This is a genomic window from Bradyrhizobium sp. CCBAU 25360, assembly GCF_028128695.1.
Lineage (GTDB): Bacteria > Pseudomonadota > Alphaproteobacteria > Rhizobiales > Xanthobacteraceae > Bradyrhizobium > Bradyrhizobium ottawaense.
The window spans coordinates 1-15,020 of the sequence record NZ_LBJA01000039.1 but is presented as its reverse complement, the minus strand read 5'-3'; the positions used below and the strand labels follow the sequence as shown (position 1 = coordinate 15,020).

Annotated in this window: 9 protein-coding genes and 1 pseudogene; 2 read left to right on the top strand and 8 right to left on the bottom strand. The window is 61.8% G+C overall.

The window, feature by feature from the left end:
• Together XH81_RS17805 and XH81_RS17800 are read right to left on the bottom strand one after the other, a co-directional pair.
• Positions 1-1,215 (bottom strand): OpgC domain-containing protein, encoded by a 1,215-nt coding sequence (locus XH81_RS17805; RefSeq protein ID WP_028142176.1) that lies wholly within the window; start codon positions 1,213-1,215, stop codon positions 1-3.
• A gap of 318 nt (positions 1,216-1,533) precedes the next feature.
• Positions 1,534-4,590 (bottom strand): ATP-binding protein, encoded by a 3,057-nt coding sequence (locus XH81_RS17800; RefSeq protein ID WP_028142177.1) that lies wholly within the window; start codon positions 4,588-4,590, stop codon positions 1,534-1,536.
• 263 nt (positions 4,591-4,853) lie between these two features.
• Between XH81_RS17800 and XH81_RS17795 the strand changes: the two genes are divergently transcribed.
• Positions 4,854-5,345, top strand: a complete 492-nt coding sequence (locus XH81_RS17795) for a hypothetical protein (RefSeq protein WP_028142178.1) — start codon at positions 4,854-4,856, stop codon at positions 5,343-5,345.
• A 120-nt stretch (positions 5,346-5,465) separates the two neighbouring features.
• On the opposite strand, the gene XH81_RS17790 is transcribed toward XH81_RS17795, so the two are convergent.
• Both XH81_RS17790 and XH81_RS17785 read right to left on the bottom strand, forming a co-directional pair.
• Positions 5,466-6,362: an alpha/beta fold hydrolase gene (locus XH81_RS17790; RefSeq protein WP_028142179.1), complete on the bottom strand. Its 897-nt coding sequence runs from the start codon at positions 6,360-6,362 to the stop codon at positions 5,466-5,468.
• A gap of 699 nt (positions 6,363-7,061) precedes the next feature.
• Positions 7,062-7,985: pseudogene (locus XH81_RS17785) on the bottom strand (methyl-accepting chemotaxis protein); the annotation flags it as partial.
• A gap of 492 nt (positions 7,986-8,477) precedes the next feature.
• Here XH81_RS17785 and XH81_RS17780 point away from each other — a divergent pair.
• Positions 8,478-8,948: a MarR family winged helix-turn-helix transcriptional regulator gene (locus XH81_RS17780; protein ID WP_038944656.1), complete on the top strand. Its 471-nt coding sequence runs from the start codon at positions 8,478-8,480 to the stop codon at positions 8,946-8,948.
• 879 nt (positions 8,949-9,827) lie between these two features.
• Here the strand turns inward: XH81_RS17780 and XH81_RS17775 are convergent.
• The 4 genes from XH81_RS17775 to XH81_RS17760 all read right to left on the bottom strand — a co-directional run.
• Entirely contained in the window at positions 9,828-10,367 is a 540-nt protein-coding gene (locus tag XH81_RS17775; RefSeq protein ID WP_028148929.1) for an FAD-dependent oxidoreductase, read from the bottom strand.
• A 159-nt stretch (positions 10,368-10,526) separates the two neighbouring features.
• Positions 10,527-12,701 (bottom strand): methylmalonyl-CoA mutase, encoded by a 2,175-nt coding sequence (gene scpA / locus XH81_RS17770; RefSeq protein ID WP_271596335.1) that lies wholly within the window; start codon positions 12,699-12,701, stop codon positions 10,527-10,529.
• A gap of 34 nt (positions 12,702-12,735) precedes the next feature.
• Entirely contained in the window at positions 12,736-14,613 is a 1,878-nt protein-coding gene (locus XH81_RS17765; protein WP_028144460.1) for a methylmalonyl-CoA mutase family protein, read from the bottom strand.
• Positions 14,614-14,723: 110 nt separating this feature from the next.
• A partial coding sequence (locus tag XH81_RS17760; protein ID WP_212436807.1) for a biotin/lipoyl-containing protein occupies positions 14,724-15,020 on the bottom strand: 297 nt, incomplete at its 5' end.

Below are 15,020 nucleotides of genomic sequence, written 5' to 3'. Positions count from 1 at the left end.
TCAGCGGCTCGCGGGAGCCGCGCCGGCGGTCGCGGCCTGCGCGCTCTCGACCATCTCCGGCTCCTCGGCCTCCGTCACCTTCACGAACAGGTTCGGCACACGCTCGGCGCGGTCGAGCAGCCAGGCCGCGCCGACCATGATGACGATGCCGACGATGGAGACGGCGAGTTGCTCCCAGATGCCCCTGGTGTACTGCGTCAGGATCCAGTGCGCCGAGAACGACAGGAACACGCCGAGGCAGAAGATCGGCAGCGAATGCTGGCCGCAGAGGATCACGGGGCGCAGCCAGACCCCATGCAGCGCCCGCCATTTGCGCGAGAGGAAGTGGGTGACCCAGATTGCCAATGCCAGGAAATGCGTGAAGCGCAGCATGTCGAGATCGGTCTTGTCGATCGGGTAGATCGTCTTGATCATCCATTTCGGGATCAGCGCCTCGAGCGCTGGGACGTGCCAGGTCATCACGATCAGCAGCGCGAACACCAGCCAGGCCGCGGCCAGACCCATCGCCGCCCTCGACCACACCCACCTCGCGATCTTGTCGATCTGCCCGACGCCGCACCAGGCCGCAAACACGAACATCAATTGCCAGCAGAACGGGTTGAAGTACCAGGTCGTGCCGGGCGGGTAGGAAGCGACGTTCCAGTTGAACCAGCGCGACAGCACATAGAGCACGACCGAGGCGGCGAGCGTCAGGTTGGGCCGGCGCACCAGGCACCAGACGATGAAGGGCGAGGCGAGCACCAGCGTGATGTAGAGCGGCAGCACGTCGAGATTGACCGGTTTGTATTTCAGCACGATCGCCTGCCCGATCAGCTCGTCCGGATGCGCCAGGAAGTTGAACACGTTGAACTCGTGCTGGTACATCGGATTGTCGAAGCGGCGCGCGGTGCGGGCGATCTGCGCGGTGAACAGCAGAAACAGCATGATGTGCGCGACATACAACTCGGCCGCACGCCGCCACAGCCGCTTCATCGCGGCGAGAAACCAGCCGCCGGCGACGATCGGGCCGTAGATCCAGCCGACCAGATAGCCGGAGATGAAGACGAAGAACTCGGCGGCGTCGCTGAAGCCGTAATTGCGCAGCGTCAGCCAGGCCACGACGTCGTGCGGGATGTGGTCGAGGAAGATCATCCACAGGCCGATGCCGCGGAAGAGATCGAGCCTGAGGTCGCGCTCGACCGGCGCCAACAACGCTGACTGGTCCCGTGTGATCATGGCCCCGCCTCATCCGGTAGGCGTCGCGCCATGGCGGCGCCGGCAAAATGCGATGCTAAGAAATCGAGATCAAAAGTCACCTGGCCCTGCGGCTAGTCACCGACGGTAGCCCACCTTGGCGTCGGTGCAAGGGGCTTCGTCACCGCGGTGAGCGGGGCTGCCTCTCGCAGCCGCCTGGAGGCGGCGCCCGATCAATTATGCGAAAACAACCCCATGCACAGTAGCTAACCCCTTGTGCTACCTACAAGATTCATTCGGCATTTTGGGCCGACGGTTCGGTCCCGCGGCGACAAGGTGCAGACCCGGCGGAACGCGGCGTCAGATGAGCTCGCTGCCCTGGGCGAGCACCTCGGTCAGCATCGCCTCGGCCTTGCGCTGGAGCGGCAGCGCGCCGCTTTCGGAGGCGATCGCGATGGCCGCGCGCAGCGCGGTAAGGATGGCCGCCCTGCTCTCCGTACTGGAGATGGGCGTCACAACGGCTTCGCCGAACAGGGCCTCGGCCTCGAGGCCCGAAAACCCCTGCTGGCGGGCGGTGTTGCGCGCCTCGCGCAGCATGTTCTGCGCAGCCCTGACATCGCCGAGGCGGCAGGTCGCGAGCGCAAGGTAGATCGAGCTGCGCAGCACCGCCGAGGTGTAGCCGACCGCCTTGGCCTCCTCGCGCGCCTCGGTCAGCATGCCGCGCGCCCGGTCGAACAGGCCCTGCTCCAGATAGGCCATGCCGAGGTGGCAGGCGAGCACCGGCACGAACAGGCGGATGCCGTGCTTCTGCGCCAGGACAAACCCGTCTTCGAGAATGGCGGCAGCCGCCGCCGGGTCGCCTCGACCGAGCATCAGCCAGCCGCCGCTATAGGCGGCGGCGACACGGTCGTAGGGGCGGCCGGTCTCCTCCGCGATCGCCGCGGCCTGTTGCTGGAGCTGCTCGGCGGCGTCGAGCTCACCCATGACGGTGTGGGTGATGCCGTTCATCATGCAGCAGAGGAGGAGCAAGGATCGTGGAGTCGTGCCGATCGGGGCACTCGATGCCGAGCCCACGAGACCGGCACGTGCCGCGGCCAGCATCTTCTCGGCGCTTTGATAGCGGCCGCAGAGAAAATAGGCCTGCCCAAGACCATATTGCGCGAGATTACGCCAGCCGGGATTGCCTGAGCTTTCCGCCAGACGCACGACCTCTTCCCCGATCGCGACAGCTTCGACCGGCGTTCCGTAGAAGTTCTGCGCGCCCGCTCTCACGGTCATGGCCGCGATCTTGCGCCCGATGTCGTCGATTGCATCGGCGCGCCGTTCGGCTTCGCGTCCCAGATCCAGGGCTTCGGCGACGCGCCCCGATCCGGCAAAGGCCAAGCGCGCCTCCATCCGGAGATCGATGGCGTCCGCTTCTCGCGCTTGCGTCACCGGGGTCTTGTCGAGAGACCCCATTGCGATCTCGAAATAGTCGACCGCGTCGGCATAGGCTGAGCGCACCAGACATTTTCGAGCGGCGCTTCTGCCATGGTGAAACGCCTTCTGCCAATCCTTCGCCCTCGTCGCGTGATAGCAGAGCGCGTCCGGCCCGTCGTTCGATGCCTCGTCGTCCTCGAGCGCTGCGAGGATGCTGGCATGGATGCTCTCGCGCACCTTTTCGACCATGGAATCGTAGGTCACCTGCCGGACCATCTCGTGCCGAAATTCGAGCGAGTCCTCCAACTCGCTATCGATCCTGACGAGCAGTTCGGCCCGGTCGAGCGCGGTGAGGCAATCCTGCAGCACGCCTTCCGGCAAGGCCGCGATCTTCCGGAGCAGGGCCTGGTTTGTCCGGGGACCAAACGCCGCGGCGATCTGCAGGAGCGATCGTTCCTGTCGTGACACGCGATCGAGCCGCGCCGCGATCACACCTTGGATGCTGGTGGGAATGCCGAGCTCTTCCACGGGACGCGCAAGAGACAGGTCGCCCCATTGACCGAGGAGCATGCCGCTATCCTTCAGACTGCGGCAGACTTCCTCGATGAACAGCGGAACGTTGGCGGTATGGGAGATGATCCGGTTCTTCAGATCCGCGTTGGTGGTGGCGGGGCCGAGCATTTCGGCGAGCATGGCCAAGCCCGAATCGTCGTCGAGGGGCCGCATGGCCACGATCTCTGCGTGACAGCGCGCAATCCACACCGGCATCCCGTTGGGCCGCGTGGTCAGCAGCACGAGCAAATCGGGACATTGCAGCGCGGAGAGCGTGGCCATGACCGCATCGCTGGCCCGATCGATCCAGTGCAGGTCCTCGATCAGAAGGATCGTGCGCTGACGACGGGCGATGCTCTCGACGATCGCGCAGCTAGCATCTGAAATCGCGCGCCCGCGCGCGTGCGGCTCCAGTTCGTCCCATTGCGGATCGGAGATCGGCAGGTCCAGGACCGCGTCGATGGCTCGCTGCTGCACGGCCGGCAACGCCCCTCTGGGATCATCCGCCCTGGCCTGATCCCTTGCGGCCGACTCGAAGATCGACAGCAACAATCGCTTGAGGGCGCTGTACGGCGCGCCCTGGAGATTCGGACTGCACTCGGCATCGATCAGCCGCCAGCCGCTGGCGCGAAGGTCCTGCGCGAACTCGTGCGCAAGCCGCGACTTTCCGATGCCGGCGTCACCCATGAGCAGAACGGTCTGGCGGCTGGCGCTGACCCTTTCGGCCGCACGCCACAGCAAGGCCCGCTCCGTCGTGCGGTCGACAAATCGGGAAACACTGCGCGCACGCCGGACCCGCCAGCTCGAAAGATCGCTCGCGCCCATGACCCGGTACACAGGCATCGGCTCGCCGAAACCGCGGAGCGTCTTGCGGCCCAGGAATTCGAAGCGGACGTGTCCATCCGCGAGCTTTTGACAGGCCTCAGAGACGTAGACCTGGTTCGCCTCGGCCGCCGCTTCCAGCCGCGCGGCCAGATGCTGGGCCGCCCCGCCGATCTCATAGACCTTGGAGAATTCGCTGGCGACCATGTAGGCGACCACATGGCCCGAGTGGAGCCCGACCCGGACCTGAAGACCGGGATCGCCCAGGCTGCCAACACGCCGGACGAGCTCGATGGCCGCGTGGCAAGCGAGCGGCGCGTGGTTGTCGTCGGCGATCGGGGCACCGAACACGGCGGCCAGCCCGTCTCCCAGCTCCTTGCTGACAATGCCACCGAACTGGCGCACCGCTCCTCTCATCGCCGCGAGAGCCGGCTCGAGGCGCGACACCGCGGCCTCCGGCTCCAGCTCGGCGACAAGTCCTGTGGAATCGACGACGTCGGCGCGCAAAATGGTCACGAACCGCCGTTCGCTGTCGGGCTCAACGCGCTCGCGGACCGCCGCTCCGCATTTGGAGCACCAGCTATCGCCCGGACCGATCGCCGACTGACACGCGAAGCAATGCATTCCAGCGCCTTCAAACGACTGCCTCAGCAGTCTTCGCTACCCGCGCCCGCGAGACATTCGGCTTACATTACCAATAGGGGACTGCATGGCAATTAGGCTTGCGGGATACGCGACCTTACCGGATGGTAGCTCGCTGGACGAAGTACAGTCGTGGGTGGTAGCGTGCCTGCACACAACAAATTGTGTGATCGGCCGCCGCATCGCGCGTATTTGCGGCCACACGCTACGGTTTTTGACAAACAGACATATCGAGGAAAGAGGCGATGGCCGGACTGGTATATAGCGGCAAGGCATTTCGAGACTTGATGAACGCCAATTACTATCCCCTGGCGAACATGAAAAAGAGCGTCGCCAAGCTCAAGGCATCCGACGACATCGACCTGCCGACCCTGGAATACGGCCAGTACCATTTGATCTTGAACCCGCCGTCGAGGTGGCCGCAGGGCAGCGCCAAGTACTGGCACAAGGAGAAGGGCCGCGCCCGCGTCGACCTCAGCACCCAGCCAAACACGGCCCCGCTCTCCAAGGACGAGCCCGGCGTCATCCCCCTGACACGATGTGACCTGCTCGATGCCTGTGTGCGGAAATGCTTCAACTCCGAGCCGCCAATCCCGATGAAGACGAAGATCATCACCCACGCGGCAAGCGATGCCTATGCCCACCGACACGAGATCCGGTTGGAGTGGGAATACAAGAAAGGCTCGGACAAGCCGACGCTGCTGAACCTGACGATGGTCTGTCCGTACAGATCTTGAACATGACCCGAGCTCGCAGAAACGGATGCTAGCAATGCTAGGCGTCCGCTTCGAGGCGCTGGCAGCGAGGCCTCGGTCTGCGCGCTAACACCCCGGCGCCGACGCGGGCTGGCATTGCTGCTACCGTCTGCCGAAAAACCGGTTCAATTCGTCTGCAGTCTGCTGCGAAAGCTCCTCCGGAAAGAAGTGTCCTCCATCGAGCGGCTTCCCTTGCACGTCATCGGCCCAGCTCCGCCAAAGTCCCAAGGGACCGCCCTCGCTCGCGTACCACGCGTTCAACGGGCCGCGACCACTCCAGAGAACCAGGACAGGGCAATCAATCCGCCGGCCGGAATTGCGATCCGCCAGATCGTGCTCGTGATCGATCGTTGCCGCCGCGCGATATTCCTCGCAGATCGCGTGAACATGCGCCTCATCGCGCAACGCCTCGACATAGGCTGCCCGGACCGCCGGACTGAAGCTGCCTGCTGCCGAACCCCAGCCATGGAGGGCATTGTCGACGACGGCGTCGGGAGCTGCGGACAAGAGCCGCTCAGGAAGAGGCTCTGGCTGCGCAAGCAACGACCATGGCCAATAGCCGACCGCCAATTTCTTGTCGGCGCGCTCCCAGGCATCGGCGATCGGAACGACGTCGAGGACGGCGAGCCGCTCCACGCGTTCGCCGTGGTCGAGTGCGAGCCGGTAAGCGACACGGCCACCGCGATCATGGCCGGCGACCGAGAAACGGTCGAAGCCAAGGCGCGTCATGACGGACACCATGTCCTTTGCCATCGCACGTTTGGAATATGGCGCGTGGTCGGGGCCTGAGGGCGGACAAGCGCTGCGCCCATACCCGCGAAGGTCGGCGCAGACCACGGTGAAGTCTTGCGCGAGCAATGGCGCAACGTCTCGCCACATCAGATGCGTCTGGGGAAATCCGTGCAGCAGGAGAATGGCCGGTCCCGACCCGGCCCGACGTATGAAGATCCGCGCTTCCTCCGCCTGAATATCGGCGGCCTCGAAATCCTCGAACTTCATTGGACCAGCCCTTCCGAATGACAGACGCCCGGAAAGCAAGTGCCGGATGGGCCCGGCGACAAAGATGACGCGCGGATCGAGACCGTGTTCCTTCAATCATGAGTGCTGTTGCGCGCGGCATGCACGCCCATGGAGCGGCGGCCCGTCATGTCCTATCCGAACCAGCACCAAAAGAATCGCAGCTCCGCGCGATCGCCCTCAAAACAAAAATGGCCCGCGTGATGCGGGCCATTTTCGTCTCGGATCCGGTGAAATCCGAATTTGGTTGCGGGGAGGCGCAACCACCGATACCGACATTCGGTTCAAGTTGCGATCTGACCGAGCCCCCCGCCTCTCCAACGCGGTGGCCATCCTCTAAGCTATTGATTTCACTGATAGCAATAGGCGTTTCCGTCACGCTTTGTTCACGGTCGTTTCACCAATTCGTTGCGACGTTCTTGAGACCGCGACCCGTTGGGGCGGGATGGCACCTGCAACCGGGCATTCCTATGGAGCACAAGATAAAACTGTCAACCTCGACAGGGAAAAAGAAACATATCTCTTAAAAAAGGCGACCCAACGCATCAAAACATCCAATGGTCGCGTGATCATCACGTAAGAACTTCCCACCCAACGCCATGTGAAAGGCGGAGTTGCCTCGCGTTGGGCGCGGAGGTCTCAAGTGCCCACGAGCGATGCGCCGCTGGCAGGAACGTCCGGTCAGGCGGCTCGCATTTTGGTCAGAAATTGGTCTACCGCCGTACGCAGCATATCCGACTGATTCTCCAACCCGCGCGCGTTAGTGAGAACGTCGCCGGCTGCTGTACCGGTGGCGGCCGCAGCGGTGCTGACGCTGCCTATATGGCCTCTGATTTCGCTGGAACCCGCGGCAACGGACTGGATGTTGCGCGCAATTTCGCTTGTCGCAGCACTCTGCTCCTCGACCGCGGAGGAAATGCTCAGCGTGATGTCACTCATCCTGGCGATCGTTTGCGTAATTCCGTTAATGGCGAGAACTGCGTCGTTTGTAGTTGCCTGCATGGTCTCGATCTGCGCGGAGATCTCCTCCGTTGCCTTTGCCGTCTGATTGGCAAGCGCTTTAACCTCGGCTGCCACGACAGCAAATCCGCGTCCGGCGTCGCCGGCACGCGCCGCTTCGATCGTCGCGTTGAGGGCCAGGAGATTGGTCTGCGTGGCGATACTATGGATGAGCTGGACGACTTCGCCGATCTTTTCGGCTCCGCTTGCCAAGACCTGCACCGTAGCGTCTGTGCGCTCAGCGTCACCAACAGCTTGGCGCGCGACCTCAGTCGACTGCAACACCTGTTGCGATATCTCCCTTACCGACGCAGATAATTCTTCGGCGGCGGCGGCTACCATTTCGACGTTCCCGGACGCTTTTTCTGACGCAGCGTCGACGGTGGACGCGCGCAGACTAGCATCGCTGGCGGTCGTGGTCATAATATCCGCTGTGCCCTGCATATCGGCGGCTGAAGCGGCGACCGCACGAACGATGCCATCGACGCTTTGCTCAAAATCATTCGCAATGCTCTCCAAGGTGGCACGGCGCTCGGCAGCCGTGCGTCGTTGAGCTTCGGCCTCGACCTGCTCCAGCCCCCGAATGCGAATCGCGTTGTCCTTGAACTCGGCGCGTCCCGTAACCTTTTCGATCAGGTCGGACCGAACGGAACTCATGTTGTCAATCGCCGACATACGCAAATCCGATAGTACTTTGGCGCGCCGGTCCGTAAGGCGTGTAGCCAAGGCCCCGGGGGAGCAATCTCAAGACACTACGACATTTATCACTTGTATGCAAGTGCTGCACTCGCTTGCAAGTTATGAGATGCCCTCTTCCCGTGATCGGAGGCAAGCCAGGAGCGAATCGGTCTAGCCCAGCGCGTGCGAGAATGGGTTTGCCTCTTAGGCGGAGCGGATTTCGATATGCGAACGACGGACGCATCGAAGCGAGCCACTGCCGGGGCTCTCAACGAAGCAAATCGCATTAAACAGAATGAAGTCGAACAAAGATGGATTTCCTAGGTCGGGAAATGTAGACAATCGGCCGGCACCGAAGACCTTCGGAGCTAGAAGCCTGTATTTCTTGAACTGAGGCAACCTACGGCAAGGAAGCAAAAAGTGGTGCAACCCAAGACAAAGCCGCGCGCGGCCGGGAAAGTGAAAGAAGCTATAGATTCGTACCGGCTGGATGACGCACCGGGCTTTTTGTTGCGAGTCGCGCTCCGTACTCACACGTCCATCTTTGCCGCTAAGATGATTGAAGAATTAACGGGGCCCCAATTCTCGACGCTAGCGAAATTGAAGGAGGTAGGTCCTTGCTCGCAAAACCACTTAGGACGGCTAATTCATTATGATTCGGCGACCATCACCGGCGTTATCAATCGCCTGAAATCTCGCGGCCTCATCAAGAGCTCCAAAGACCCTCTGGATCCGCGGCGACGCGAGATAGATTTGACCGAGAAGGGAAGACGGATAGCGGACGCAGCGATTGAAACTATTGGCGAGATTTCCGGCGAGACATTCGCTCCGCTGACCCAAGATGAATTTCGAGCGCTCACCGAAATCTTGAAGAAGATCATACGACGCTGATCAACCGGCTTCGAGCGGCACTAGATATCGTCAGCAGCCGAGAAAAAGGGCCCGGCGATCGCGCCGGGCCGAGTAGAGGGAGGAAAACGAAAGATCGCAAATCTTTCGCAGACGCCGAATGCGGAATTCGATCGCAGAAACCCAACGAACGACCTCCAGCAGCAATACTATCGTACATGTCAGACCGCATTTTGTGCTGAAGTCGGCACCTCTCCGCACCGTTTCCGGCATTTGACGGGTCGTACGATTTCGACAGCACGACAAAGAGCGCGCGCGAGACTTGGAAGGTCCCGATCACCAGGCTCCGCGCGTCCGGTAGTTCATTTCATCGCCCGGCTCCGATCTCGCAATGCCCGCACCGCCGTACCCGCCTCTGCAATTCAGAGATCCGAATCTCCTGCCAAGGGATGACTGCCGGTCCTCGTTGCGTCGATGAGTATCTATTCCTCTAATCTGCGCGTTGAATGAATCGTGCTAGTAACCCGAGGGGCTGTCCTCAATCGTCCCTACCTAGCGCGCGGAGTATCTTCCTTCTATAGCTCGCCAGGTCGAACAGGAGTCTTGGCACTCTTTTGAGCGCAATCGCCTTGCCCTCGATTGCGAGATGTAGAACTCGTACCAATCTGGCAAGACCAAGTTCTACAAACGCGAGCCGAACATGCGGATCGTTCACAATCCTGAGCTGGTTGTGTACAATGACGATGGATGCCGCGAGATCAGGTTTCCTCTCCAGAACGAAGTCTCGACATGCCGCGGCAAATTCCTCCTCTTGAACGCTCAAAGGTACCTTTACTTCCCTGCGAGAACTTCCCGCCATATTCGGGTCCCCTATGAACAATCGGCAGCGAGGCACCTGAGCCGGCTCAGGTTTTTGGATTTCTAGTGGCTCGCCCGCTTGGTCGATCTCTTCGGACCCGGCAACACATCCGTGCAAACACCTTCATACACTTCGCCAGCCAGGCCTATTGTCTCTCCGAACGTCGGATGCGGATGGATGGTCTTGCTGAGATCAATTGCATCGGCGCCCATCTCGATCGCCGGGCAGATTTCTCCAATCATGTCGCCAGCGTGCGGGCCAACGATCACACCGCCGATGATGCGGTGCGTCTCTTGGTCGATGATCAGCTTGGTCATGCCATAAGACGCGCCCGAGGCGATCGCTCTGCCCGAGGCAGCCCACGGAAACTTCGCGGATCTAACGTGCCTGCCTGAGGAGGCCGCTTCTTGTTCCATGATGCCAACCCAGGCCACCTCAGGATCAGTGTAGCCGACGTTCGGGACGATCTTCGCGTCAAATAAGCTCTTGAGCCCGGCAGCCGCTTCTGCCGCGACATGCCCCTCGTGAACCGCCTTATGGGCGAGCATCGGGTTACCCGCGACATCGCCGATCGCGAAAATATGAGGCAAATTCGTCCGCATTTGCCTATTGACTGCAACGAAACCTTTGCGTCGCATCTTACACCAATCTTCTCCAAGCCCAGATATGCGCTGTTCGGCACTCTGCCTGCGGACTGCAGGATCAATTCGTAAGTTCGACGCCCCGGCTTTGAGCTTTCAATCTGGACCGATACGCCGTTACTATCTGCCGTGGCGCTTACTATTTGCCGCCTCACTGTGCCCGAGCCGAGCATTGAGCTTCTGGATCAGCTGATCCGCGGCATCGGCGATCACCGTCCCGGGCGGGAAGATCGCCTCGGCACCGGCCGCGTAGAGCGCATCGTAATCCTGCGGCGGCACCACGCCACCGACAATGATCATGATGTCGTCGCGGCCCTGCTTCTTCAGCGCGGCTTTCAGCTCCGGCACGGCGGTCAGATGCGCGGCGGCGAGCGAGGAGACGCCGAGAATGTGCACGTCGTTCTCGACGGCCTGCCGCGCCGCTTCGTCGGCGGTGGCGAACAGCGGCCCGATGTCGACGTCGAAGCCGATGTCGGCGAAGGCGGACGCGATCACCTTCTGGCCGCGGTCGTGGCCGTCCTGGCCGATCTTGGCGACCAGGATGCGCGGACGGCGCCCTTCCGCTTCCTCGAAGGCATCGATCATCGCCTGAACCTTCTCGACCCGGTTGCCCATGCTGGAGGCCTCACGCTTGTAGACGCCGGTGATGGACTTGATCTCGGCGCGGTGCCGGCCGAACACCTTCTCCATCGCGTCCGAGATTTCGCCGACGGTCGCCTTCGCCCGTGCGGCGTCGATCGCGAGCGCGAGCAGATTGCCATTGCCTTCACCGGCAGAGCGCGTGATCGCGGCCAGCGCGGCATCGACGTCCTTCTGGTTCCGCTCGGATTTCAGCCGCTTCAGCTTGTCGATCTGAAGCCGCCGGACATTGGTATTGTCGACCTTGAGGATGTCGATGGGGGTCTCATCCGTCGGCTTGTACTTGTTGACGCCGATCACCGCCTGCTTGCCGGCATCGATGCGGGCTTGGGTCTTGGCAGAGGCTTCCTCGATGCGCAGCTTGGGCACGCCGGCCTCGATCGCCTTGGCCATCCCGCCGAGATCCTCGATCTCCTGGATGTGGCCCCACGCCTTGGCCGCGAGGTCGCGGGTGAGGCGCTCGACGTAATAAGAGCCGCCCCAGGGATCGATGATGCGGGTGGTGCCGCTCTCCTGCTGGAGGAACAGCTGGGTGTTGCGTGCGATGCGCGCCGAGAAGTCGGTCGGCAGCGCCAGGGCCTCGTCGAGCGCGTTGGTGTGCAGCGACTGGGTATGGCCTTGCGTCGCCGCCATCGCCTCCACCGTCGTGCGCATCACGTTGTTGAAGACGTCCTGCGCGGTGAGCGACCAGCCGGAGGTCTGGGAATGCGTGCGCAGGGACAGCGAGCGCGGGTCCTTCGGATTGAAGGGCTTCAAGAGCTTGGCCCAGAGCAGGCGCGCGGCGCGCAGCTTGGCGACCTCCATGAAGAAGTTCATGCCGATCGCCCAGAAGAACGACAGCCGCGGCGCGAAGCGGTCGACGTCGAGACCTGCGGCGATGCCGGCCCTTAAGTATTCGACACCGTCGGCGAGCGTATAGGCGAGCTCGAGGTCCTGCGTCGCGCCGGCTTCCTGCATGTGATAGCCGGAGATGGAGATCGAGTTGTACTTCGGAATCTTCTGCGAGGTGTAGGCGAAGATGTCGGAGATGATCCGCATCGAGGGCGCAGGCGGATAGATGTAGGTATTGCGCACCATGAACTCTTTCAGAATGTCGTTCTGAATCGTCCCTGAAAGCTTCTCCGGCGGCACGCCCTGTTCCTCGGCGGCGGCGACGTAGAGCGCGAGGATCGGCAGCACAGCGCCGTTCATAGTCATGGATACGCTCATCTGGTCGAGCGGGATCCCCGCGAACAGCGTGCGCATGTCGTAGATGGAATCGATCGCAACGCCGGCCATGCCGACATCGCCGCCGACCCGCGGATGATCTGAGTCATAGCCGCGATGGGTGGCGAGGTCGAAGGCGACCGAGAGACCCTTCTGCCCGGCGGCGAGGTTGCGGCGGTAGAACGCGTTGGAATCCTCCGCCGTGGAGAAGCCGGCATATTGCCGGACCGTCCAGGGCTGGTTGACATACATGGTCGGGTAGGGACCGCGCAGGAACGGCGCGATGCCTGGCCAGGTCTCAAGGAAATCGAGCCCGGCGATATCTGCTTCTCCGTATGCTGACTTGACCGGAATGCCCTCCGGAGTCACCCACGGATCGACGGAAACAGAAGAAGCGGCGACCGAGCACCTTTCGAAAGCAATACTTGCAAAATTCGGGATAACGCTGATGGATGACATCTGAGTGTTCGCGTTCGATTGTCGATTATCCGGAACCCTTCGGGTTTTGGATCCGGTTGTAAGCGGCATTTAGCGTTGCCAAGGCGTCGCAACTGACGTGAATAAAGCTGCAGATGCCAGCCCGCCGAAACGCGGCCTCGGATTGAGAGGGAAGTCCCGCCAAATAGATGTGCCTAGCTCCGACTTGCTGAAGCGCGTGGGCGGAGATTTCGGCGCGCTCCGCATAGATCTTATCGCTGGAGCAAAGGCAGGCAAGTTCGGCACCAGATCCCGTGAATGCGAGGGCAAGCTCGGCTGGGTCGGCGAAGCCGGCGCCGTCGATAGCCTCAATTCCTCCCGCTTCGAAGAAGCTCTTGGCGAATGTCGCGCGGGCCGTAAAGTCGGTCGGTGTGCCGAGATTAGCAAGAAACACTCGCGGCCGCGCGCCGAGTAGCTTCAATATCGCATCGGACTTATCGCGGAGCGATTCGAAGGGTTCCGCAAGCCGGATCGGCGGCAGTGCGTCGAATACGAATTTCTGATCAAAGCTAGGCGGAAGAGCCATCGGTCTTACGCTTAGTACCGCCGCTGCGCCTTCGCCAAGGTTTGCGAACTCGCTCACTCCGGTCAGCGGGTCGCTGCGTTTCGCGAGATTTGCACGGCGCGCTGTGCGTGTAGCTGTGATCTTCGCCTGAAGCGTTCCTTGCTGTAGAGCGGCAAAAATGCCGCCCGCATTTTCAGTCTCTTGAAAACTCCTCCAGGCCGCGTCGCAAAGCTCCGTTGTTAGCGCCTCAATGCCGCCAGCACCTGCGGCAGGATCGCTAACCTTGGCAAGATTGCTTTCCTCCAGCAGCAGAAGCTGCGTGTTGCGGGCCACGCGCCGGGCAAACGAGTCTGGAAGGCCGAGCGCCAACGTGTGCGGCAGAACTGTGATCGCATTGGCACCGGCGATTCCCGCAGAGAATGTCGCCAAGGTAGCGCGCAACATGTTTACGTAGGGATCGCGCCGGGTCAACATGCGCCAGGACGTGTCAGCCGCAATGAACAGCGGCCTCGGCGCCACACCGCACGCCGATTCGATGCGCGCCCAGAGGAGCCGCAACGCGCGGAATTTAGCCATAGTCAAAAACTGGTCGGCGTCAGCAGTGAGTCGCGCATAGATCATACTTCGCGCTTGATCCAGCGGAATGCGCGCCGCCTCCATAGCGTGCAGATATGCCACGCCGCAGGCGAGCACAAAGGCAAGCTCCTGCACTTCTGAGCCGCCGGCGTCATGAACGATACGCCCGTCGCTCGCGGCAAACGGCCCCTTGAACCCCAGCGTTACAAGCCCTTTGATCGTGCTGGCAACGTTCCGTGCGATTTCTTCCCAAGTGTATGGACTGCGTCCGCTTAGGGCGCACGCGCCCAGCGGATCGAGCCCAAATCGAATGTCGCAGACGGCAGGATCGAGACCGACCGACTTCACATATTCCGCAACATGGATCGCGGTCTTACGCCCGTCTGTACCAATTTGAAGTTCAATCCCGATGCCGGCATCAAGGTGGACGTCCTTTAAAGCTTTGGCGACGGCACCTGCCGTTTGATCGAGACCGAACCCGCGGCTGCAGTTGGCGCCGGCAAAGACGAGCGCCAGGCCCGTCGCCCCATTCTCCAGATCGTGAAGGGCCTGCCTATTGGCCGTCACCGCGTCTGGATGATCGATGCGCTGTATGATCTGCCAAGGCGCCGCGGGTGCCCGCCCGTCGACTAGTGCAATGTCTTTCGCGCGGAGATAAATCGGCTCGATTCTCAAGTCGTCGTACGTCCTACCAATCAGCTTTTCGAACGGCGCTCCCTTTAGCACGCCATCAACCAGCTTGTGCCAGTCCTGGCGTGAAGCAGGCGCAAAGCCCGATGCCAATGCCAACCGTTCGGTTTTCATCAAGTCCACCTAATCCCAAGTGACGCCGAGCTGCCCAACATGACTTCTGCCTGGAAGTAACCGGAATTCCTGCAGACAGGCTGCCCATCTCAGGTCGCCTCTTGCGGTGTTCAGGAAAACTCCAAAATCAGCGCGTCGACCGCAAGCGTCGCACCGGCACTGGCGTGGATCTTCTTCACGGCGCCGTCTTGCTCGGCGCGCAGCACGTTCTGCATCTTCATGGCTTCGACGACCGCGAGCGTCTCGCCGGCCTTGACCTCCTGCCCCTCCGTTACCGCGATCGAGACGATCAGCCCGGGCATCGGACACAGCAGCTTCTTGCCGGTATCGGCGGCCGTCGTCACCGGCATCAGCCGCGCCGAGGTCGCTTCCGTCTCGGTCCAGACATAGACGGGGACCTCGACGCC

Bases quoted from the DNA above. Each gene is read 5' to 3' on its own strand.
- XH81_RS17765 (WP_028144460.1), bottom strand. From the start codon at position 14,613: ATGAAAACCGAACGGTTGGCATTGGCATCGGGCTTTGCGCCTGCTTCA.
- XH81_RS17775 (WP_028148929.1), bottom strand. From the start codon at position 10,367: ATGCGGACGAATTTGCCTCATATTTTCGCGATCGGCGATGTCGCGGGT.
- XH81_RS17805 (WP_028142176.1), bottom strand. From the start codon at position 1,215: ATGATCACACGGGACCAGTCAGCGTTGTTGGCGCCGGTCGAGCGCGAC.
- XH81_RS17795 (WP_028142178.1), top strand. From the start codon at position 4,854: ATGGCCGGACTGGTATATAGCGGCAAGGCATTTCGAGACTTGATGAAC.
- XH81_RS17800 (WP_028142177.1), bottom strand. From the start codon at position 4,590: ATGCATTGCTTCGCGTGTCAGTCGGCGATCGGTCCGGGCGATAGCTGG.
- XH81_RS17790 (WP_028142179.1), bottom strand. From the start codon at position 6,362: ATGAAGTTCGAGGATTTCGAGGCCGCCGATATTCAGGCGGAGGAAGCG.